Genomic DNA, 22616 nt, shown 5'->3' with positions numbered 1-22616 from the left:
ATTAGGCGAATATTTGCTTAAAAAGGCTGATTATTCATAGAGTTCACCAAACAAGGAAAGATGGGTCAGATACAGACGGGTATCAAACTCCAACTGGTGATAGCTGGGTTCCATATGGCAGCAAAGGCTGTAAAACGCCTTGTTGTGGTCTTTCTCTTTCAGGTGCGCTAATTCGTGGACCACGATCATGCGCAGGAAAGGTTCCGGGGCATTTTTAAACACCGTCGCCACGCGGATCTCGGCTTTGGCTTTCAGCTTGCCACCTTGCACCCGGGAAATGGCGGTATGCAGCCCCAAAGCGTGCTTCATCACCTGGATTTTGCTGTCGTAGGCCACCTTGCTCAGCGGTTGAGCATTACGCAGATACTGATTTTTCAGATCGACGGTAAACTGATAAAGCGATTTGTCGGTGGTGCAGCCATGAACCTGCGGATAGCGTTGCAACAAAACCTCGCCCAGACGCTGTTGCTGGATGAGTTGTTGCACCTGCATTTGCAGATGATCGGGGTAGCCTTGCAGGTAGCTCAGTTCAGACATGTTATTCAGTATTCAGTGGTAAACCGGGGTGAGCATTGTATGACGTTTTCTTGCTCAAATCCCTTAAAGGGTAATTAATCCCAAAAAACATTTTACTGCCGAGCATTTTTAGGGGATAAACAGCCCAAATTTATCATTCAGGAGGGGCAATGAGCCAACTCGATCTGGGAACACAGCAACTTGAGCTGGAGCGTTATCCCCAACAGGAAGAAGCCACCCAGCTGCAGGCGTGGGAAGCGGCGGACGAATATCTGCTGCAACAGTTGGAAAATGTCGATATCGGTGAACGCCCGGTACTGATTTTCAACGACAACTTTGGCACGTTGGCTTGTGCTCTGCATGGTTATAAGCCTTACAGCATCAGCGATTCATACATGAGCCAGTTGGCGACGCGCCATAACCTCAAGCTCAATGAGCTCGATGTTGAGCAGGTCACCTTGCAAGACAGCCTGGCCGAACTGCCTGCCAACCCGGCGGTGGTATTGATCCGCATCCCGAAAGCGCTGGCGCTGCTGGAGCAGCAATTACGTGCCCTGCGTGACGTGGTGGCACCCGATACGCTGATCGTGGCGGGTGCCAAAGCGCGTGACGTGCATACCTCGACCATGCAAGTGTTTGAGCGGGTGCTAGGCCCAACCCGCACCAGCCTGGCCTGGAAAAAGGCCCGCCTGATTTATTGCCAGGTCGCTGACATCGTGCCACCGGCAGCGCCGGCAACCACCGACTGGCTGCTCGATGGCACGGACTGGCTGATCCACAACCATGCCAACGTGTTCTCACGCGGTAGCCTAGATATTGGTGCACGCCTGTTCCTGGAAAATCTGCCGAAGGATTTGCAGGGCCACATTGTCGATCTCGGCTGTGGCAACGGTATTATCGGGATGCGTGCCTTGGTGCAGAACCCGCAAGCGCAGATGACCTTCGTCGATGAGTCTTACATGGCGGTGGCGTCCAGTGAACTGAACGTGGAACACAACCTGGCGCAGGAGATGGATCGCTGTCAGTTTGAAGTGAACAACTCGCTGGCGGGCATTGAGCGTGAAAGCCTGCAGGCGGTACTGTGCAACCCACCGTTCCATCAGCAGCATGCGATCACCGATCATACCGCCTGGCAAATGTTCTGCGACGCCAAGCGCTGCCTGCAAGTAGGTGGTGAGCTGTGGATCGTGGGCAACCGCCATCTGGATTACTACCAGAAGCTGAGGCGTTTATTCGGCAACTGTACCACCGTGGCCTCTAACCAGAAGTTCTTGATCCTCAAAGCGGTCAAGTCTGGCGTGCGCTATTGATGTAGGGGCGCAGCATTATACTGCGCCCGTCTAATCAATGGGTTACAGAGCCATTGCCAACCGCGTGCCCTGATCGATAGCGCGGCGGGCATCCAGCTCGGCAGCCACGTCGGCTCCGCCAATCAGATGCACCGTTTTCCCCATCTCCAGCAGCGGCTGCTGCAATTCACGGCGCGGTTCCTGCCCGGCACAAATTACCACCGTATCTACCGGCAAGCAGCTTTCCTGCTCGGCACGCAGGATATGCAGACCTTCGTCGTCAATGCGTTGATAGCTCACGCTATTGAGCATTTTCACGCCACGTAGCGCCAGGCTGGTGCGATGGATCCAACCGGTGGTTTTACCCAGGCCTTCACCTACCTTGCTGGTTTTGCGTTGCAACAGGAATATCTGGCGTGGTGAAGCTGGCACTTCCGGCCCTTGAGGGCTCAGGCCCCCGCGTTGCTCGAGCTGCGAATCGATCCCCCATTCGCGGTTAAACGCTGCCGGATCCAGGCTACTGGAGGTGCCGTGCTGGCTAAGGTATTCGGCGACGTCGAAGCCAATTCCCCCGGCCCCAATGATGGCGACCCGTTGCCCAACCGGCTTTTTATCACGTAAAACATCGAGATAGTTCACCACCTTGGCGTGCTCGATGCCCGCAATGGCTGGCATACGCGGCACGATGCCACAGGCCAGGATCACCTCATCGAAATTCGTCAGATCCTGCGGTTGCACCTGCTGCCCCAGCTTCAGCTCCACTTCATTGAGCGCCAACTGACGGCGGAAATAGCGCAACGTCTGGTGAAACTCCTCCTTGCCGGGGATTTGCTTGGCGATATTGAATTGGCCACCGATCTGCTCGGCGGCGTCAAACAGGGTTACCTGATGCCCACGGCTGGCGGCGGTGGTGGCAAACGCCAACCCGGCTGGCCCGGCCCCCACCACGGCCAATTTTTTAGGCGTTGCCGTGGCGATCAATGGCATTTCGGTTTCGCGACAGGCGCGAGGGTTGACCAGGCAGGAAGTGAGCTTGTGATCGAAAATCTGATCCAGACAGGCCTGATTGCAGCCGATGCAGGTGTTGATTTCGTCCGCACGGCCTTCTGCGGCCTTCTGCACGAACGCCGCATCCGCCAGGAACGGGCGTGCCATGGACACCATGTCGGCACAACCATCGGCCAACACCTGTTCCGCCACCGCCGGATCGTTGATGCGGTTGGTGGTGATCAGCGGGATCTTCACTTTGCCCATCAGCTTGCGCGTCACCCAACTGAACCCGGCGCGCGGCACCATGGTGGCGATGGTGGGAATACGTGCTTCGTGCCAGCCGATGCCGGTGTTGATCAGCGTTGCGCCAGCCTGTTCAATCGCCACGGCAAGCTGTTCGATCTCCTGCCAGCTGGAGCCATCCTCCACCAGATCGAGCATCGACAGGCGGTAGATCAGAATAAATTCTGGCCCGGTTGCCTCGCGCACGGCCCGCACAATTTCCACGGCGAAACGCATGCGGTTGCTGAAACTGCCGCCCCATTGGTCGATGCGCTGGTTGGTACGAGACACCAGGAACTGGTTAATCAGATAACCTTCAGACCCCATGACTTCCACGCCGTCATAGCCAGCCTGCTGAGCCAAAGCCGCGCAGTTGGCGAAGTCGGTAATAGTCTGTTCGACCTCTTGATGGGTGAGCGCTGCTGGGCTGAATGGGTTAATCGGTGCTTGCAGCGCAGAAGGAGCTACCGGCTGTGGCTGATAGCTATAGCGCCCGGTATGCAGGATTTGCAGGGCAATCTTGCCCCCAGACTGATGGACTGCCTCAGTCACGATCCGGTGATGGGCAACCTGCTGTGGCTGGTTCAGAACCGATGCTCCACGATACACCACGCCTTTCTCATTAGGGGCAATACCGCCGGTCACGATCAGGGCGACACCGGCAGCGGCCCGCTCGGCATAGAATGCCGCCATACGCTCGGGGCCATCAGGCAGTTCTTCCAGGCCGGTGTGCATCGAGCCCATCAACACCCGATTTTTCAGGGTAGTGAAGCCGAGATCCAGCGGCGCAAGCAGGTTGGGGTAAGCACGCATTGCAGTCTCCACAATATTTATCGTTATAGTTTTGACGACCACTCAAGTGGTCGGATGAGATAAATCTAGCCGTTGTTGGCGCACTTGGGAAACGCGGATGTGCTGAATGTGATAGACCTCATGTTTGCAATCGGTATAAAAGATCGGCTAACATCGGCTCGCTTTATCCCTTTTCTCTCTGCGGAGCCATTACCGAAAATGAACAACCACACCTGCTGATATCTGGCCCTATACCGAGCACGCCCGTGCCGTATGGGGATGTTTTGATTTCATACAGGAGTGTTTATGGCTCATTTTGCGCAGTCCCCCTATTTCGTTTTACATCAATTAACCTGTCAGTTTGCCAATGGCGAAACGCTGTTTGGCCCGCTTAATCTGGCCGTTGAACAGCAGCACTGTGGCCTGGTGGGACGTAACGGCGTGGGAAAAACTCGCCTGCTACGTCTGATTGCCGGGCTGGATCAACCCGCCTCAGGCCATATTGAAACGCAGGCAACCTTTGCCTATGTGGTACAGCAGCCGCACTGCACCGAACAGACGACCCTGGCTACGCTGCTGGGCTACGGTGAGGTATTTGCCGCCCAGGCCCGTCTTGAGCAAGGTTGCCCACGGCTGGACGATATCGATCGTCTTGAGGGCCAGTGGGATCTGGGGGATCGCCTGAGCACGGCTTTTGCGGCGGCTAGATTGCCTGATTTTGACCCGCAACGGCCAGCCGGAGCGCTGAGTGGCGGCGAGCGTATGCGTGCGGCTTTGTGTGGTGCGTTAATGTCGGGGGCCGATTTCCTGTTGCTGGACGAACCGACCAATCACCTCGATAGCACGGGGCGCGAATGGCTGTATCAGCAATTGGCACAGTGGCGCGGCGGTCTGTTGATTGCCAGCCACGATCGGCAACTGCTGGCACGGATGCAGCGGATCGTCGAACTGACTCCCGAAGCACTGCGCAGCTACGGCGGCAATTATCACGAATACCATCGGCTGCGGGAGCAAGAGCAACAGGCGGCGCGTGCCCAACTGGAACATGCGGCGTTGGAAAGACGGCGCGTCCGCGCCCGCCAGCAGAAAGAACATGACAATTACCAGCGCCACTCCGCCCGTACGCTGAGAACCGTGGACTCGCTGAATATCGCCTCTTTTGAAAAAGCGGCCCTCAAAGGGGCTGCGCGCGACACGATGGGTACCTTGCGTAAACAGCATCAGGGGCAAAAGAACACACTGGATGAAGCGGTGCGCGAGGCGAGGGAACGGGTTGAAGAGGATAACCCGGTGATGCTGACCTTACCGGGCAGCACGGTGGCCGCAGGTAAACAGGTGTTGGTACTGGAACAGTTACAACTACCGTTTGTCAGCTTACCGCCGCTCGACTGGCGGATGGATGGCCCGATGCGTGTCGCCATCACCGGCCCGAACGGTTGTGGCAAATCCACGCTGTTGAAGGTGATCCTGGGGCAACTGGCTGCCAGCGCTGGTTACTGCCATTGCTCGGTATCGCTGGCCTATCTCGATCAAAACCTGTCCCAGCTCGATCTGACGCGTTCGGTGGTCGATCATCTGGGTTTACAGGATACCCCGCTGGCCGAAGGAGTGTTGCGTAGCCAACTGGCGCAGCTGCAACTGAATGCCGACCGGGTCACGCTGCCGTTGGCGGCATTGAGTGGTGGAGAGCGGTTGAAAGCGGCGCTGGCCTGTGTGCTGTGGCGGCGTGAGCCTGCGCAACTCCTGCTGCTGGATGAACCGACCAACCATTTGGATCTGGCCTCATCGCAGGCAATTGAAGCAGCCTTGGCTGAGTTTCCTGGTGCGATGCTGGTAGTGTCGCACGATGAGGACTTCTTACAGGCGCTGCGATTGACCCATCGTTTGTCTTGGTCGGCAGCGGGTTGGTGCTTTCAAGCAATGTAACCCCGCCTGAGGGGCCAAGCTGGGGAGTTTTTGGTATACTTAAGGTCATTTTGTGAGGTTTCGAGACAATGACTATGACTCCAGTGGCAACAGCAGCCGAGGTAATTTATTACAACGGCACTATCTTCACCGCAGATGCGGAAAATCGTGTTTGTAGTGCGTTGGCGATAGGGCAGGGATACATTCTTGCGGTAGGGACTGATGAGCAGGTGCTTGCGCTGGCGACCCCCACCACCGAACGCATCGATCTGCACGGTAAAATGATGATGCCGGGCCTGATCGACAGCCATATGCACCCATTCTGGGGTGGCAAACAGCTCAAGGGATGCAGCCTGCACTATGCGGCGCTGACGGTAGAGCAGACCTTGCAGCATATACAGGACCATCTGGATAAATATCCGGCTGGCGATGACGAATGGCTGACGGTGCGCGCCTGGCAGCGTCAGGCGATGATCCCGGTGGGTGCAGACATGAGCCGTGCTCTGCTGGACTCTCTGAACACCCGCCGCCCGGTAGCGTTGTTCGCTAACGATTGCCACACGCTGGCGGCTAACAGCCGTGCGCTGGAGATGTTGGGCATTGATGAAAATACGCCAGTGCCGCCAGATGGCAAGATCGCCCGCGATGCCGATGGTCAACTGACCGGGATCCTGGAAGATGCTCCGGCCATGCGCGCCTTCGACAGCATTCCTTCCGGCACGGCGGAACAGAACGTGCAGGTGGCGGCTCATGTGCAGCAGGTACTGCATGAGCAGGGCGTAACCACGGTGATGGACACCCGCGTGTTTGCGGAGCAACTGGAGGCTTTCGCCGTACTGCGCGATCGCGGTGAGCTGACCTTACGCGTGCTGGGGGCCAAAGAAGTCACGCCAGACAGCGTACAAGGGCCGGAAGACGCTGCCCGTGCGGTGCAGGAAGTTGTCGCCTTTGCCGAACAGTGGAGCAGCAAGCCTTGGACACCGCAGGCCGGGATCTCTGTTGGCCATCTCAAACTGTTCGTCGACGGAGTGTTGCAGCCACCGACCATGACGGCGGCGCTGTTGGAGCCTTACCGTGAACATCATGGGGAAGCCAAGAGTGAGCGTTATGGCGATCTCTACTTCACCACGCCGGTGCTGAACGCGCTGATCGTCGAGTGTGGCCGCGCTGGGCTGCATCCGCATACCCACACGGTCGGCGATGGTGCAATCGAGCAGGTGCTGGATGCGGTTGAACTGATGCGCGCGGCCTGCCCGGGCAAGGATATCCGCCCAGGGTTGGCCCATAACGAACTGGTTGCGCCGCATCAGTATGCGCGTTTTGCCTCTTTGGCGGCAACGGCGGTGCTTTCGTTCCAGTGGGCCGGTTTACCGGGCGTGCTGATCGATGAAGAGCGCGAGATGCTGGGTGAAGCCCGTTTCCCTCACCTGGAGCCCGCGGCACGCTTCCTGGATGCCGGTGCGCGGCTGGCCTATGGCAGCGACTGGCCAATCGATCGCCTGGATGAGTGGTATAACCTGCAGGTGGGGATGACCCGCCGGGCCTGGGATAGCGAAGGTAATCCTGCCGGGCCACGCCTGGACAACGATCGCGATCTGACCCTGATCGAAACGCTGCGCGCAGCCACCATCGATGCGGCCTATATGATCGCCAAAGAGCAGTATATTGGCTCGCTGGAAGTGGGCAAATTTGCTGATGCGATCGTCCTGCACCATAATCTGTTTGAGCAACCGGCAGAGAAACTGTACCAAACCCGCATCGAGCGGACGTTGGTGGGTGGGAAGATCAGCTATCAATCCTGATAGCAATGTGAATTAAGCGGTCATTTTTACCTGGAGGCGTTGCATGCAGCGCCTCGACAAATTCGGCAACATTGCCATGAAGGGTAATTTTTACCGCTTTTCCTCATCCTGCAAACAATAAATCAACGGGTTATGCCCCAGTTCTTTACCTATTGCCACCTGGTTTTCTGAAAGCGGATTGTTAGCTTCCCCGGCAGCCTAACTTGTGCCAGAATCCGTCCCCTTGTTTTTACCGCAGCGAATCAAATAGCCTATTGGGATTGGCCCTGAATAGCGCTGAGCTGCGCCAGGAGATGATACGGTAATGCCGCAAAACATTCGGTTGCAACGAGTTCTTAAAACCCCCGCCCTGGTTGCGTTTGGCCTTGCCTATATGGTGCCACTGGGCGTGTTTACCACCTACGGTCAGGTTACCGTGTTAAGCCAGGGCCACTTACCCATCGCTTATCTGGTTACCATCGTGACCATCCTGTTTACCGCCCTGAGCTATTGCCGGATGACCAACGCCATGCCGTTGGCAGGTTCGGCCTATTCCTACGTACAGCGCAGTTTTGGTGGTAAAACCGGTTTCCTGGTAGGTTGGGCGCAGATCCTCGATTATCTGTTCCTGCCAATGCTTAACTATCTGGTTTTAGGTATCTTCTTGCACGAGGCATTCCCGTCGATCCCTGCTTACGTGTTTATTCTTGGCTCCATTGCCAGCGTGAGCGCGCTGAATATTCTGGGCGTGCGCCTGCTTAGCTCGGTGAACTTCACGCTGATTGCCTTGCAGATGGTGTTCATCGTGCTGTTTATTGTACTGGCATTTAGCGAGGCCGATCTCAGCCCGGCGTCATTGATGAAACCGCTGTTGGTGGATGCTGGTGACTTCTCTGGTCTGATCGCCGGGGCTGCGGTGCTGTGCCTGGCCTTCCTGGGTTTTGACGCTATTGCCACCATGGCCGAAGAGGCCGCCGACGCCAAACGTACTCTGCCGCGCGCGATCCTGATCACCGTGATCTGTGCCGGTGGCATCTTTGTTGCCGTCTCCTACGCCGCACATCTGGCCTATCCTGACTGGCAATCGCTGATCCCGCATCAGGACACCGCCAGCCTGATTATTTCGGAGCACGTGGGTGGCAAGTGGATGTACAACTTCTTTATGGCCACTTACCTCACTGGGGTGTATGCCTCCTCCATGTCTGCGCAAACCGGCGTCTCACGTATTTTCTACGCCATGGGGCGTGAAGGCGTGTTGCCGCGCAAAGTGTTCTACCATCTGCACCCTCGTTTCCGCACTCCGTGGCGCGCGATCGTGTTTGTTGCCATTATCTCGCTGTTGGCGCTGTGGATGGATTTGAGCATGGTAGTGTCGATGATCAGCTTTGGCGCACTGGGGGCATTTACCTTCGTTAACCTCAGCGTGATCAAACACTTCCTGATTAACCAAAAACGCCGTGGGCTGAACGCGATGTTCAAATACGGCCTGCTGCCGCTGATTGGCTTCGGTATGTCGGTGTGGCTGTGGGTCAACCTGGATCCCGAAGCGCTGAAAGTGGGCTTCACCTGGCTGTTTGCCGGCTTTATTTATCTGCTGTGGCTGACCAAGGGGATGCGTCAGGATCCCCCATCCACCCAGGATGATATCGGCGATCTGCTGGATTGATGCCCCCGGTCTGTACACTCCCACAGGGAGAGGGAGCTGTTAGTCCCTGCTCTTTTGGCAGTAAATAGGCAATCTCAGCAAACGCGAATGTCCCTTCAACCAAGGCGAATCAGCCGGTGCTCATGAAGGATCACGATACTTTCAGCCCACTCGATCGGTTCCCTCTCCCTGTGGGAGAGGGTTAGGGTGAGGGGAACCTATACACTCCAACAACACGTCAAACGCCGCTGCCATCTGCTCTTCGGGCACGCAGGCAAAGCCCATCAACAGCCCGCGTCGCGCATTTGGTAGCATGTAATATCGTGACAACGCTCTTACCAGCACTCCACGTTCATTGGCTGCCGCAGCGATGGCGACATCGTCGGCATCATTTGGCAGGTTGAGCACCAGATGCAGCCCAGCGTTGCTGTTGAACTCGCTCAACGCCTGCTTACCCAGATGCTGTTCAATCAACGCGGTAAGGAACCCGCGCCGTTTGGCATACAATAACCGCATGCGGCGGATATGTGCCGTATAGTGGCCTTCCTGAATAAACTGCGCCAGCGCCGCCTGGATGATCAAATGGCCACCACGATAAAGCTCGGCGTGAGCCGTTTTTAACTCGTCCATCAATGGCTTGGGAAGCACTACATAACCTAGCCGCAGGGCCGGATAGAGCGTTTTGCTGAAGGTGCCAATGTAGATCACCGGCGCATCGGCTTCCAACCCCTGCAGGGCCGGGATCGGTTGGCCGGAGAAGCGGAATTCGCTGTCATAATCATCTTCCACGATCCAGCCGCCAGCCGCACGGGCCAAAGCCAGCAGCCGTTGCCGACGTGCCAGGCTCATCACCGATCCCAACGGGTATTGATGCGAAGGAGTGACAAAAATCAGCCGTGGCAAGGCTGCCGGTTGTTCTGGTGGTACCATCCCGGCTTCATCCACCGCCCAAGGGCAGATATTGACGCCGTTCATGCGCAGGATATTGCGGATCCCCCAATAACCGGGTTCCTCGATCCAGGCGTCATCTCCTGGATTACACAGCATGCGAGTGACCAGATCGATCGCCTGATGAATGCCTTCGGTGATCAGGATCTGTTCCGGCGAGCAGCGCACCGAACGTGACACCCGTAGATAGTCCACCAGCGCATGCCGCAGCTCCGGGCTGCCGCCCTGGTTGCTGTAAGTCAAACGCTGTGAGGTTGGGCGGCGGCTGATACGAGCCTGGAGTTTGCTGAAGATGTGATGCGGGAATGCATTCACGTCGGGGACGCCGGGGAGAAAGGCTCCCCACTGTTTAGGGCTGGCGCTGGCGTGTTGCAGTAGCGTGGTGCCACGTTGTGACAGCTCGGCACGCCGTGGCTCGCCGTCACCGCCAATCGGCTGGCTGGCGGTGGATAAACAGCTGTCGGGTACCGTTTCTGCGACGAAGGTTCCACTTCCCTGGCGCGAAAACACATATCCTTCCGCCAGCAATTGTTCATAAACGGTTAAAACCGTATTACGTGAGAGACCCAGCTCTTGTGCCAGATCGCGTGAGGCCAGCAGGCGGCTGGAAGGGGGCAGGCTACCGTCCAGAATACTGGTACGAATGGCATTGTATAACCGCTTGTGCAGTTTATCATCGGGCTGCTCGCCGAGGCGTTGCAGCAGCAGGTCACCACTCAATGAGCGCAATTGGATCCCTCAATTAATCGTAACTGGCACTCGATTATAGGGCCACATCAGGTGTAAATAAACGCAATGTTTCACGTTTGTGAACAAAACCGATAACTGGTCCCGCCCGGAGAGAACAGCATGAAAAACGCAGAACTGAATCAACGTCGTCTGGCCGCTACCCCAAGAGGGATTGGCGTGATGTGTGGTTTTTACGCCGAGCGTGCAGAAAATGCCACCCTGTGGGATGTAGAAGGCAATGAGGTGATCGACTTTGCCTCAGGCATTGCGGTGCTCAATACCGGCCACCGTCATCCCAAGGTGATCGCCGCCATTGAAAAGCAACTGCAGGCGTTTACCCATACGGCATACCAGATCGTGCCTTATGAGAGCTATATTTCGCTGGCAGAGCGTATCAACCAACGTGCTCCAATCGAAGGCACCTGTAAAACCGCCTTCTTCACCACCGGTGCAGAAGCGGTAGAAAATGCGGTGAAGATCGCCCGCGCATACACCGGGCGTCCAGGCCTGATCACCTTCGGCGGCGGATTCCATGGCCGTACCTATATGACCATGGCGCTGACGGGCAAAGTGGCCCCTTACAAGCTGGGCTTTGGCCCGTTCCCTGGCTCCGTGTTCCATGGCCAGTATCCGAATGCGTTATATGGCATCAGCACCGAAGATGCCATGAACAGCCTGGAGCGCATCTTTAAAGCCGATATCGATCCCAAGCAGGTTGCCGCGATAGTGCTGGAGCCGGTGCAGGGGGAAGGGGGCTTTAACGTGGCTCCGGCAGAATTCATGCAGGCGCTGCGTACGCTGTGTGACCAACACGGTATCCTGCTGATCGCCGATGAAGTGCAAACCGGCTTTGCCCGTACCGGCAAGCTGTTTGCAATGGACCACTATGCGGTGAAACCGGACCTGATCACCATGGCGAAGAGCCTGGCTGGCGGTATGCCGTTGTCTGCCGTGGCGGGCCGTGCTGACGTGATGGATGCCCCCGCACCTGGTGGCCTTGGCGGTACCTACGCCGGTAACCCATTAGCCGTTGCTGCCGCTCTGGCGGTCTTGGACGTGATTGAAGAAGAACAGCTGTGCCAACGCTCCCAGCGTTTGGGGCAACATTTGGTGGAAGTGCTGCAACAGGCACGCAGCCACTGCCCGGCGATTGTGGATATTCGCGCGCTGGGTTCCATGGTGGCAGTAGAATTCAACGACCCGGCAACCGGTAAACCGTCGCCGGAGTTTACCCGTCAGGTACAGCAAAAAGCCCAGGAAGAAGGACTGTTGCTACTCAGCTGTGGGGTGAACGGTAACGTGATCCGTTTCCTGTACCCGCTGACCATTCCTGATGCCCAGTTTAACCAGGCGCTGGCAATCCTTTCCCGCGCGCTGGCCCAATAAGGAGCAATATCCATGAAACTGCAAAATCCCGATCTGCTGCGTAGCCAATGCCTGATTAACGGTGAGTGGTGCGATGCCCGCAGCGGCAAACGTGAAGCCGTGATCAACCCGGCCAACGGTGTGGAGCTGACAACGGTGCCTCTGGTGAGCGCAGAGGAAACCCAGCAGGCAATTAACGCCGCACAGCAGGCACAAATCGGCTGGAAGCAACAGACCGCCAAGCAGCGTTCCGTATTGCTGCTGGCTTGGGCCGATAAAATCATGGCGGCTCAGGAAGATCTGGCGCAGCTGATGACCGCTGAGCAGGGTAAATCGCTGGCGGAAGCGCGTGGCGAAGTGGCCTATGCCGCCTCATTTATTACCTGGTTCGCCGAAGAGGCCAAGCGTGTCGACGGTGCCGTATTACAGGCCCCACAGGCTTCGCAACGTCTGGTGGTGGTGAAACAGCCGATCGGCGTCTGCGCGGCGATCACGCCGTGGAACTTCCCGGCAGCGATGATCACCCGTAAGGCGGCTCCTGCGCTGGCCGCAGGCTGCACCATGATCGTCAAACCGGCTGAGCAAACGCCGCTGACCGCATTGGCACTGGCCAAACTGGCGCAGGATGCCGGTATTCCCGCAGGCGTATTGCAAGTGGTAACCGGCGAAGCCGCACAGGTGGGTAAAGTGCTGTGTGACAGCCCGGTAGTGCGCAAGCTGAGTTTTACCGGCTCGACCGAGGTTGGGCGCATCCTGATGGCCCAATGTGCGCCAACCATTAAAAAGCTTTCGCTGGAACTGGGCGGCAACGCTCCGGTGATCGTGTTTGACGATGCCAATCTGGACGCGGCCGTTGCCGGTATTATGGCCTCCAAGTTCCGCAACAGCGGGCAGACCTGCGTTTGCGCCAACCGTATTTACGTTCAGGACGGCATCTACGATCGCCTGGTGGATAAGCTGGTGGCCGCGGTTGAGCAACTGAAAGTCGGTGATGGCACACAAGAAGGGACGACGCAGGGGCCGCTGATCGATGAGGCCGCGATAGAGAAAGTGCAGAGCCACATTGATGATGCGCTGATCAAAGGCGCGCAGATCGCGACCGGCGGGCAGCCGCATGCGTTGGGCCGTACCTTCTTCCAGCCGACGGTGGTTACTGGGGTGACCCAGCAGATGCGCTTTGCCAAAGAAGAAACCTTTGGCCCGGTTGCGCCGCTGTTCCGTTTCCATGACGAAGCGGAAGCTATCGCGATGGCCAACGATACCGAATTTGGCCTGGCCGCTTACCTGTTTACGCAAAACGCCGCTCGTCAATGGCGGGTGCCAGAGGCGTTGGAATACGGCATGGTGGGCATCAATACCGGTTTGATCTCCAACGAGGTAGCGCCTTTCGGCGGTATCAAACAGTCTGGGCTGGGGCGCGAAGGCTCTCGCTACGGTATTGAAGAATATCTGGAACTGAAATATCTGTGCATTGACGTGAGCTGTTAACCCTCAAGACTTGAACGCTCCCCGGTGGCCTGCGCTGGGGAGCGCTTCCTCCGAGCAAGAAGTGATGTTTCTCACCGTTGAGAACGGCGGCGTCGTGGCCGCCGGTTTTTTTAGCTCCGCATTTTCTCTGGTAATGCCAACCACGCCTGCACCGATGGGCGCTGCCACTGTTTTTGTGCATAGTGGCGCAGCGGTTCCGGTACCTGATCGCCATGCATCACCAGCCGGTTGAGCATCAGGGCCAGGTCGGTATCGGCGATGCACCATTCCTGGAACAGATGATCCTGGCCATGGCTCAGTAACTTTTCCGCCGCAGCCAGCAGTTTGTTGGTTGTCCGTTGGGCATCTGCACTCAATGGGGCAAATTTGACCGCGCTGAAAATCACCTCGGTTGGGCGTTCGGCCCGCAGCGGTAACAGATCGCTACGTAACCATGCCTGGATCTCACGGGCTTTGGCGCGCTGTTTGATGTCACGCGGATAGAGCGGATGGGCTGGGTGGAGTTCTTCCAAATATTCCTCAATGGCGGAAGACTCGGAAAGCTGGAAGCTGCCCATCACCAACGTCGGCACCCGCAGCGTTAACGACAGGCTGCCGTAGGCCTGGCTTTGCTGTTCCCCCAGTGAGAGATCTACCGGCTTGACGGTAAACGGCATGCCTTTCTCCGTGAGCGCCACAAAGGTCGACATGGCATAGGGGCTGAAAAAGTTGCTATCAGTGTAGAGAACAGTGGCCGATGAGTTCATACGGATCCTTGGGGATGAGAAAGGTATTTGGGATCATTGGCGAACGGCGCAATAAAATCAAGGCGATGGCCAATGATTAAGCGTAATGGCGTATTAGGCCTAGTAATACCTTAATTGGCTTTCAAGCCGGTTTTGTTGATTTGTGAAGGGGATACTCAGTGATTAATTCTATCGCTTATCGGCAGCAAAATAGACTTCCTCCCCAGCTCGTTTTCCAACGGCGATCACCAATAGAACAATTTCATTATCACGTACTTCATAAACCAACCGATAGCCTGATGAGCGCAGTTTGATTTTGTAACGGTTCGGGCGGCCACTTAGGCGGGATGCCGGCACATGCGGGTTTTCTAAACGCTCGGCCAGCTTCTTTTTCAGTTGTTCCCGAACGGGATAACCCAGCTTTTCCCATTCCTTCAGTGCGCGCTTTTCAAATTTGAGCTTATAAGTCATTAAGATCTACGCTCACAAACTCCGCATCTTCCATGCGTTCATCTGCAATACGGTTTAATTCTGCATCTTCGGCAAGCTCCCGATAGTATGCATACAGCTCAGGGGGCACGCAGTAGAAAGCCGGTTCGTTACGATTCAGGATGGCAACCGCTTCACCTTCTCCGTCTGCAACGGTTCCCATCGGGTTCTTTTTCAGGTCGGTGATGCTGGCAGCGATAGTGGTTAAAATTTGAAAGGCCATGGTGATCTCCTGTTTGGAATATCGATATTAGCACCTTTAAAAGTGCCATTAAATAACCTATTCGTCAATCATCACTGACCAGGATTATCCCCAGCCGATCGATTAGCCCAACGACCTGCTGACTATCCAGCTGTACCCCCTCCAGATCAACCTGGCGGATATCCATCTCCCCCAGCTCTGCGCCGGTCAGATTGCAGTGGTTGAAGGTGGCGGCCCGCCAGTCAAACTGGTTGAACTCGCCGCCGGACAGATCGGAGCCAATAAAGCTGGCACCCAGCACGTTAGCGCCACTCCAGCGGTTTTCCCACAGCTCACATTTCTCCAGCACCACCTTGGAGAAATTGCTGTAGCTCAGATTGCTTTTGATGATAAAGGCGCTGCAAAAATAGCTGCGCTGCGAAATCATGTTCATGAAGCTGGCGCCACGAAAATCGGCCCCCTGTGCCTTGCATTCGCGGATCTCCAAGCCGAGGGCCTGGGCATTTCTGAAATCGGCCAGCGAGAGATCGCAGCTTTTAAAGCTGGCATCTTTCAACACCGCGCGGCTGAAGTTGCAGCCGAGTTGGGTCTCTTCGTCATAGAAAACGCAGCCGATAAACTGGGTATCGGTCAAATCGGCGCCGGAAAAATCGCAGTTCAGAAACTTGCCATTGGTGATGGTTTCACCGCGGAATTGATCATGGGCAATTTTGACGGATTGCAGCAGTAAAGGTTGCATATAATTACCTGTTTTTTTATACAGCTCATGGTGATACTACCTGAGGAAGACAGGGAAGGGAAATAGCGTGTAAGACAGCCATGTTGCTTGATGGCCACGGGCTTTTTAAATAGCGGTCTGTGCTCTCATTGCCTTAACTCTTTCTTAAGCTTATATCGCTACACTGCTCATTATCAGTCAGAGGGGCGCGATTATGAGTATACATATCCAGGCACCGTACCAGCTGTCGTTTGCTGAGGATCATGACCATAGGGCCTTATTGCAGGCTTATATACAGCACGAATACGGTCGGCAGTTTAATGCGCTCATTCCTCACTTTCTGCCTTACCTGTTAGGTATGTACCGCGCTGACGGCGTTCTGGTTGGTGCCTGCGGTCTGAACCGTGCTGATAATGCGCCGCTGTACCTTGAGCGTTATCTGGATGCGCCGATTGAAGAGGTGGTCGCCACTCAGACGGGAACAATCTTGCCACGTAACCGCCTGGTTGAAATAGGAAACTTTGCCTGCTCTGAATCTGGAAATGCCCGGATCATGTTTGCGGCAATTTGTCGGCTACTCTGCGAAAACCAACTCGACTATGTGGCATTTACCGGGACCAAAAAGTTGAGAAATATCTTCCACCGGTTGCACCTGACCCCTCTGGAACTGGCCCCTGCATTGCCGGATCGAATGGGTGAGGATGCTCAGGCCTGGGGAGAATATTATCAGGGGCAGCCCTGCGTCATGGTTGGCGATCTTAAACAAGGCCGCCAAATTCTGAGTGAAACCAGCTTATTGCTTTCATTGTTTGGCCCCATGCCGGATATATTTCCCGTGCAAATGAGCGTGCAGCTATGATCCTTTTTGAGCGTATTGAACACATTGCGGTGACAGATGGCTCTCGCCCTGCGTTATGTGATAGTCAGCAGGGCATCAGTTACGCTGATTTATTGCGGCAAACCACCTCTCTGGCCAAGCAACTCAGTAATGAGAAAATATCGCGGCTGGCCCTTTTTTTGAATAATGGCCTGGAGTGGGCCATGATCGATCTGGCTTGCCTGTTAGCCAATATTGTCATTATACCGGTGCCCGTTTTTTTCAGTGCTGAACAGCAAGACTGGTTGCTGGAAAGTAGCGGTGCCGATGCCTTGATTGGGCCTGCCCGGCAAGGGTGGATAACGATCCCTTTCCTTGATTACCCTTTGCAACGTCGGCAGCCACTCTCTGTTGCTGAATTACCCGCTAATACGGCCAAAATCACCTATACATCAGGGACAACCGGGCATCCCAAAGGGGTATGTCTGAGTCAGGAGCATTTGATGCAGGTCAGCCTGGCGCTTGCCGAGCGGGTTGCTGCGGCAAACATACAGCAGCATCTGACCTTGCTGCCACTGTCGACCTTGCTTGAAAACATTACCGGGCTCTATGTTCCGTTGCTCAGTGGCGTATGCAGCCGTATCCCCTCGCTGGCTGAAGTGGGACTGACAGGATCTAGCCAGTTCTCCGCTCAGATCCTGGCCCAAGCCATTGCACAATGGCGGCCGCACAGCCTGGTATTGGTGCCTGAATTGCTGCGTCTATTCGTCATGTTATGCACCCAGAACCCAGGGCTTGCGGAGAGCCTGCGTTTTGTCGCCGTCGGCGGGGGAAAAGTTGCTGCGGATATAGTGGTTAAATCGCACCAGTTGGGTTTGCCGGTTTTTGAAGGGTATGGCTTATCAGAATGCGGCTCGGTTGTTGCTCTCAATGCGCCGGGGCGCGCTTTGCCTGGCTCGGTGGGTGAACCACTACCGCACTGCCAGATAGCCATCGCACCGGATGGGGAGATCTTGATTTCTGGCGCGACAATGCTGGGATATCTGGGGGAACCCGCTGCAAAACCCCCGGTGGCAACCGGCGATCTCGGTCATTTTGATGCCCAAGGCTTCCTTCATATCACTGGCCGCAAAAAGAATATTCAGATCACCGCCTTTGGCCGCAATTTTTCACCGGAATGGATTGAGGCGGAAGCGCAGCTTTTTCCGGCAATATCCCGCATGGTCATCTTTGGTGATGGATTACCCGTAAATGTTGCGCTGATCCAAGTGACACCCGGTTATGAAAGTAGCCTTGCCGATCAGCTATGCCAACTTAATGGGAGGCTACCTGATTATGCACGGATCCATCATTATTTTTTGGCACAGTTAACGGTTGAAAACGGTTTATTAACCACTAATGGACGTCCGAAAAGACAGCAGATTCTGTCCACCTATCACACACGTATTCATCAGTTAATCGCGGGAGATACCCTATGAGTTTTTATCAATTATTACAGCGAGAGACGGCGGTGGACAGAGAGAAGCTCCTTTCCGCCCCGGTCATAGAGGCTTGCCGCTGCGGAAATATTAATGCTGAAATGTATATCGCCTTTTTGACACAGGCTTTTTATCACGTCAGCCATACCGTGCCTTTATTGATGACTGCGGGGGGCCGGATGAACTCAGAGTATGAATGGGTTCGCGGAGCCATTGCCGAATATATTGATGAAGAGTATGGCCATCAGGAATGGATATTAAATGATATCAGGACGTGCGGCGGAGATGCCGAGGCGGTTCGTCATGGTCAGCCGGTATTGGCAATCGAGTTGATGATTGCATTCCTCTACGACCACGTCTCTCGCCTCAACCCGATGGGTATTTTCGGTATGGTACATGTCCTTGAGGGCACCAGCGTCGCCATTGCCACCACCGTTGCCGAGCAGCTCAAGCAGGGCCTGGGATTACCGGAGAAAGCCATGAGCTATCTCAGCTCGCATGGTGAACTGGACAAAGAACATCTGGCCTTTTTTGCATCATTAATGGACCAGGTGGAAAAAAGTGAAGATCGTGCCGCGATTATCCATACTGCCAAAGTGGTCTACCAACTTTATGGCGACATGCTGCGTGGGCTGATGGAGCCAGCGCAATGAGGCTCAACAACAGCCGTATTTTGCTTACCGGTGCCAGCGGTGGTATTGGCCAGGCACTGGCTCATGCTTTGGCAAAGCAGGGGGCTTGTCTGATATTACATGGGCGTAATGAAACGGCGCTCACCACGCTGGTTAATACATTGCCTCACCCGGAAAATCATCAGGTTTGGATCGCCGATCTTGGCGGTTTTACGCAATTGACAAAGCAAGTTGAGCTACTTTTCCAACAGCAGAATATTGATATCCTGATCAATAATGCCGGCGCCAATCATTTTGCCTGGCTTGAGGATCAAAGCGAACAACAAATAATACAGCAGTTAGCCATAAATATTCAGGCTCCAATATTACTGACCCGGGCTTTGCTACCTTATATAGACCGACCCGGCATCATTATGAATATCGGTTCCAGCTTTGGCAGTATTGGTTATGCTGGCTATAGCGTGTATTGCGCTAGCAAGTTTGCTTTGCGTGGCTTCAGTGAAGCTCTCGGCAGGGAACTTGCCGGCTCATCGATAAACGTGCTCTATTTTGCCCCCCGGGCGACACAAACCACGCTTAACTCTGCGGCTGTTAATGCCATGAATGCTGAATTAGGCACCAAAAGTGACAGCGCAGAAAGGGTCGCTGATGAGGTGATTGTTGCGCTGAACAAACAGATAAAACGACGATGGCTGGGATGGCCAGAGCGGTTCTTTGTCAAACTGAATGCACTGTTCCCCGCAGTGGTCGATAAAGCGCTGGCTAAACAGCGGCATATTATTGCCCGCCATGCCAAAGCTGCCCTTGAGAAGAAGGACTCACGATGAAAAAGTTATTGTTGGTGTTGACGCTCTTTGGTAGTACAACCGCTATTGCCCAGAGTGATTTGGCCGATATTCAGAACCAATGGGCGGTTTGCCAGTATCAGGTGGCGGCGAAACAGAAAGAAAGCTGTCTGGAGCAACTTAGCGCCGTTGCGGATAAAGCCAGTTCAGCTAACGGTTCACGCGCAGATCTGCTGATCTGGTCTGCGATCGTCAAGAGTAGTTGGGCCGGTGAGAAGGGGGGGCTGGGGGCTTTGGAACTGGCCAAACAGGCGAAAATGAAGCTGGAACTGGCAATAAAGTTGGATGCCAAGGCGCTGGACGGCTCCGCCTATACCAGTCTAGGCGCCCTCTATTATCAGGTTCCTGGCTGGCCGATTGGTTTTGGTGATGACAAGCAGGCTGAGCTGTTGTTGAAACAGGCTTTACAGATTAATCCAACGGGTATCGATCCCAACTATTTCTACGGTGACTTTCTTATAGATCAAGGGCATAAGGCACAGGGCAAGCTCTACTTACAGAAAGCACTGGCGGCTCCGGCCCGTCCAGGCAGAGAATTAGCCGATAAAGGCCGCCATCAGGACATTCAACAACGACTCGATAAACTTTGAGACTACGGGTCCATAAAGGGAAACAAAATGCACCGGGAACGACACAGCATGGAAAAAATAGGCTGGCTGCGGGCTGCCGTTCTCGGGGCTAATGACGGGATAGTGTCTACCGCCAGTCTGCTGTTGGGCGTAGCGTCGGCTAACGTCACTCAGCAAAGTTTGCTCTTGACCGGGGTGGCGGGTTTGGTGGCTGGTGCGATGTCGATGGCAACCGGTGAGTATGTTTCAGTTTCTTCCCAGGCTGATACTGAAAAGGCCGCGCTGGCTGAAGAGCAAGCTGAGCTGAATAGCGATTTTCAGGGGGAACACCGCGAGTTAACCTCGATTTATGTCCATCGGGGGCTTGATTTGGCTCTGGCTAAACAAGTGGCAGAAAAACTGATGCACCATGATGCGCTAGGCGCCCATGCGCGTGATGAACTGGGGATCTCAGAAATCACCACCGCGCGTCCTTTACAGGCCGCGTGGGCTTCAGCGTTGAGTTTTGCTGCCGGGGCAATATTACCGCTATGTGTAGCGGCCATCGCGACAACGGAATGGGCCATCCCCGCCATTGCCTGCTCAGCATTGATCTCACTGGCAGTACTTGGGGGCGTTTCGGCCAAAGTGGGCGGTGCACCCATCGGCCCTGGAGTGATGCGTATTACTTTCTGGAGTGCACTGGCCATGGGGATGTCCTCGGGGATCGGGGCGTTATTTGGTTTGGTTACGGGATAAGTGTTAAACCAACAGCAGGATGTTTTTCTCTGAGTCGCAGTCATCTTCGGCAACGTATAGTGAGAAGAAAACGCTTGCAGAGTAAGCGTTGATAACCCATCATTTGAAACGACGTTTCACTTCCTTGCTACAGGCCAATCTTGAACTTACACGGGCTACTGCCCCAGCACGTTGCCAAGACGCATTGGTATGCCAAGCGAAAAAGCTATCGGGTGCTTTTTTGGCGGGAGATCACGCCACTGGCAGTTCCGATCTTTCTAGAGAACACCTGCGTACTGCTGATGGGGGTGCTCAGCACCTTCCTGGTGAGCTGGCTCGGCAAAGAGTCGATGGCGGGTGTTGGCCTGGCAGACAGTTTCAACATGGTCATCATGGCCTTTTTCGCGGCGGTGGATCTGGGTACCACGGTGGTGGTGGCCTTTAGCCTTGGCACTCGCGATCGTAAACGAGCGCGGGCGGCGGCACGCCAGTCGCTGGTATTAATGACCGTGCTGGCGGTGCTGCTGGCGGTTGGGATCCATTTGGCCGGGCAACAGATCATTAACGTGATCGCCGGTGAAGCCACGCCCGAAGTCAAATCGCTGGCGCTCTCTTATTTGCAAACCACCGTCTGGAGCTACCCGGCAGCCGCCATTGCCCTGATTGGTAGCGGTGCCCTGCGTGGGGCGGGCAACACCAAGATCCCGCTGCTGATCAATGGCGGCATGAATATCCTCAACATCCTCATCAGCAGTACGCTGATTTATGGGGTATTTAGTTGGCAAGGGCTGGGTTTTGTTGGCGCGGGGCTGGGGCTGACCATTGCCCGCTATATTGGCGCGATCGCCATTATTGCGGTTCTGGCGGTGGGCTTTAATCCGGCGCTGCGTATTACGCTCAAAAGCTATTTTACGCCACTCAACAGCAGCATCCTGCGTGAGGTGCTGGGGATTGGTATTCCCGCCAGTATCGAATCGGTACTGTTCAACGCTGGCAAACTGCTGACACAAATGTTTGTCGCCGGGATGGGGACTAACGTCATCGCCGGTAACTTTATCGCTTTCTCTATCGCGGCCCTGATTAACCTGCCGGGGAATGCCTTGGGATCTGCTTCGACCATTATCGTCGGCAGGCGTCTGGGGAAAGGGCAAATTGCTCAGGCCGAGCGGCAGATGAAGCACGTCTTTTGGCTGGCAACGATTGGCCTGACGGTGATTGCCTGGGGAACCGCTCCCTTTGCCGGGCTGTTTGCCTCATTTTATACCCAGGAAGACGATGTTAAAGAGGTGGTCAAAATCCTGATTTGGCTCAATGCCGCGTTTATGCCGATCTGGGCCGCGTCCTGGGTGTTACCCGCTGGGCTGAAGGGCGCGCGTGATGTCCGATTTGCCATGTGGGTGACGATGTTGGGTATGTGGGGCTGCCGAGTAGTCGCCGGTTATATCCTGGGCATCGTGCTGGGCATGGGCGTAGTGGGGGTCTGGCTGGGGATGTTCTTGGACTGGGCCGTTCGCGGAGTCTTCTTCTATTGGCGTATGGTCAGCGGGCGCTGGCTATGGAAATATCCACGGCTCAGAAAAAACCAGCCTGAATCAGCCGAAGAACAGTCGCCAAGCTAACGGTATTTTATTGGACTGAGCCGGGTTGGCAGTATCAATCCATTGTCGGCGGTTATGTTTTGGTGTAAGACTGAT

Annotated in this window: 20 protein-coding genes; 13 read left to right on the top strand and 7 right to left on the bottom strand. The window is 55.4% G+C overall.

Annotated features, from left to right (window positions below):
• Positions 1 to 30: 30 nt before the first annotated feature.
• Positions 31 to 537, bottom strand: coding sequence for a M48 family metallopeptidase (locus tag ACMV5H_RS01465; RefSeq protein ID WP_021806929.1), 507 nt, complete (start codon positions 535 to 537; stop codon positions 31 to 33).
• Positions 538 to 686: 149 nt separating this feature from the next.
• Between ACMV5H_RS01465 and rlmG the strand changes: the two genes are divergently transcribed.
• A complete protein-coding gene (gene rlmG, locus ACMV5H_RS01460; protein ID WP_414821350.1) occupies positions 687 to 1826 on the top strand; it encodes a 23S rRNA (guanine(1835)-N(2))-methyltransferase RlmG in 1140 nt (379 codons plus the stop codon).
• A 42-nt stretch (positions 1827 to 1868) separates the two neighbouring features.
• On the opposite strand, the gene ACMV5H_RS01455 is transcribed toward rlmG, so the two are convergent.
• On the bottom strand, positions 1869 to 3890 hold the full coding sequence (locus ACMV5H_RS01455) for an FAD-dependent oxidoreductase (protein ID WP_414821349.1): 2022 nt from the start codon (positions 3888 to 3890) through the stop codon (positions 1869 to 1871).
• Between the two features lie 285 nt (positions 3891 to 4175).
• Between ACMV5H_RS01455 and ACMV5H_RS01450 the strand changes: the two genes are divergently transcribed.
• From ACMV5H_RS01450 to ACMV5H_RS01440, 3 genes are all read left to right on the top strand, one after another.
• Complete coding sequence (locus tag ACMV5H_RS01450) at positions 4176 to 5795, top strand: ABC-F family ATP-binding cassette domain-containing protein (RefSeq protein WP_115160010.1); 1620 nt, start codon at positions 4176 to 4178, stop codon at positions 5793 to 5795.
• Positions 5796 to 5869: 74 nt separating this feature from the next.
• Positions 5870 to 7576, top strand: a complete 1707-nt coding sequence (locus ACMV5H_RS01445) for an amidohydrolase (protein ID WP_115160017.1) — start codon at positions 5870 to 5872, stop codon at positions 7574 to 7576.
• A 304-nt stretch (positions 7577 to 7880) separates the two neighbouring features.
• Positions 7881 to 9221: an APC family permease gene (locus ACMV5H_RS01440; protein WP_115160009.1), complete on the top strand. Its 1341-nt coding sequence runs from the start codon at positions 7881 to 7883 to the stop codon at positions 9219 to 9221.
• Between the two features lie 141 nt (positions 9222 to 9362).
• Here the strand turns inward: ACMV5H_RS01440 and ACMV5H_RS01435 are convergent, their stop codons facing one another.
• Positions 9363 to 10877, bottom strand: coding sequence for a PLP-dependent aminotransferase family protein (locus ACMV5H_RS01435; RefSeq protein WP_414821348.1), 1515 nt, complete (start codon positions 10875 to 10877; stop codon positions 9363 to 9365).
• A gap of 120 nt (positions 10878 to 10997) precedes the next feature.
• Here ACMV5H_RS01435 and ACMV5H_RS01430 point away from each other — a divergent pair, with 120 nt between their 5' ends.
• On the top strand, positions 10998 to 12263 hold the full coding sequence (locus tag ACMV5H_RS01430) for a 4-aminobutyrate--2-oxoglutarate transaminase (protein ID WP_094983168.1): 1266 nt from the start codon (positions 10998 to 11000) through the stop codon (positions 12261 to 12263).
• A gap of 12 nt (positions 12264 to 12275) precedes the next feature.
• Positions 12276 to 13730 (top strand): NAD-dependent succinate-semialdehyde dehydrogenase, encoded by a 1455-nt coding sequence (locus ACMV5H_RS01425; protein ID WP_021180637.1) that lies wholly within the window; start codon positions 12276 to 12278, stop codon positions 13728 to 13730.
• A gap of 110 nt (positions 13731 to 13840) precedes the next feature.
• Here the strand turns inward: ACMV5H_RS01425 and yfcF are convergent, their stop codons facing one another.
• The 4 genes from yfcF to ACMV5H_RS01405 all read right to left on the bottom strand — a co-directional run bounded on the left by yfcF (position 13841) and on the right by ACMV5H_RS01405 (position 15885).
• Complete coding sequence (gene yfcF / locus ACMV5H_RS01420) at positions 13841 to 14476, bottom strand: glutathione transferase (protein ID WP_115160006.1); 636 nt, start codon at positions 14474 to 14476, stop codon at positions 13841 to 13843.
• A 168-nt stretch (positions 14477 to 14644) separates the two neighbouring features.
• Entirely contained in the window at positions 14645 to 14926 is a 282-nt protein-coding gene (locus tag ACMV5H_RS01415; RefSeq protein WP_021806920.1) for a type II toxin-antitoxin system RelE family toxin, read from the bottom strand.
• Entirely contained in the window at positions 14916 to 15167 is a 252-nt protein-coding gene (locus tag ACMV5H_RS01410; RefSeq protein ID WP_021806919.1) for a type II toxin-antitoxin system Phd/YefM family antitoxin, read from the bottom strand. Before ACMV5H_RS01410 ends, ACMV5H_RS01415 begins: the two co-directional genes overlap by 11 nt.
• Before the next feature lie 64 nt (positions 15168 to 15231).
• Positions 15232 to 15885, bottom strand: a complete 654-nt coding sequence (locus tag ACMV5H_RS01405) for a Qnr family pentapeptide repeat protein (RefSeq protein ID WP_021806918.1) — start codon at positions 15883 to 15885, stop codon at positions 15232 to 15234.
• Between the two features lie 193 nt (positions 15886 to 16078).
• On the opposite strand from ACMV5H_RS01405, the gene ACMV5H_RS01400 reads away from it, so the two are divergent.
• The 7 genes from ACMV5H_RS01400 to ACMV5H_RS01370 all read left to right on the top strand — a co-directional run bounded on the left by ACMV5H_RS01400 (position 16079) and on the right by ACMV5H_RS01370 (position 22541).
• Entirely contained in the window at positions 16079 to 16723 is a 645-nt protein-coding gene (locus ACMV5H_RS01400; protein ID WP_021806917.1) for a thermostable hemolysin, read from the top strand.
• Complete coding sequence (locus ACMV5H_RS01395; protein ID WP_414821347.1) at positions 16720 to 18159, top strand: AMP-dependent synthetase/ligase; 1440 nt, start codon at positions 16720 to 16722, stop codon at positions 18157 to 18159. The genes ACMV5H_RS01400 and ACMV5H_RS01395 overlap by 4 nt, the downstream gene beginning before the upstream one ends.
• The gene (locus ACMV5H_RS01390; RefSeq protein ID WP_021180630.1) at positions 18156 to 18812 is read left to right on the top strand and encodes a TenA family transcriptional regulator; all 657 of its coding nucleotides are present in this window, start codon (positions 18156 to 18158) and stop codon (positions 18810 to 18812) included. The genes ACMV5H_RS01395 and ACMV5H_RS01390 overlap by 4 nt, the downstream gene beginning before the upstream one ends.
• Positions 18809 to 19618, top strand: a complete 810-nt coding sequence (locus tag ACMV5H_RS01385; RefSeq protein ID WP_414821346.1) for an SDR family oxidoreductase — start codon at positions 18809 to 18811, stop codon at positions 19616 to 19618. The genes ACMV5H_RS01390 and ACMV5H_RS01385 overlap by 4 nt, the downstream gene beginning before the upstream one ends.
• Positions 19615 to 20226: a tetratricopeptide repeat protein gene (locus ACMV5H_RS01380; protein ID WP_021180628.1), complete on the top strand. Its 612-nt coding sequence runs from the start codon at positions 19615 to 19617 to the stop codon at positions 20224 to 20226. The genes ACMV5H_RS01385 and ACMV5H_RS01380 overlap by 4 nt, the downstream gene beginning before the upstream one ends.
• 27 nt (positions 20227 to 20253) lie before the next feature.
• Complete coding sequence (locus ACMV5H_RS01375) at positions 20254 to 20943, top strand: VIT family protein (RefSeq protein WP_037376223.1); 690 nt, start codon at positions 20254 to 20256, stop codon at positions 20941 to 20943.
• 140 nt (positions 20944 to 21083) lie between these two features.
• The gene (locus ACMV5H_RS01370; RefSeq protein ID WP_021806913.1) at positions 21084 to 22541 is read left to right on the top strand and encodes an EmmdR/YeeO family multidrug/toxin efflux MATE transporter; all 1458 of its coding nucleotides are present in this window, start codon (positions 21084 to 21086) and stop codon (positions 22539 to 22541) included.
• The last annotated feature ends 75 nt before the right edge of the window (positions 22542 to 22616 follow it).

Origin of the sequence: Serratia sp. N21D137 (assembly GCF_047530005.1) — a bacterium.
Taxonomy (GTDB): Bacteria; Pseudomonadota; Gammaproteobacteria; order Enterobacterales; family Enterobacteriaceae; genus Chania; species Chania fonticola_B.
The sequence above is the reverse complement of the archived record's forward strand: the minus strand, read 5'-3'. Positions and strand labels throughout refer to the sequence as shown.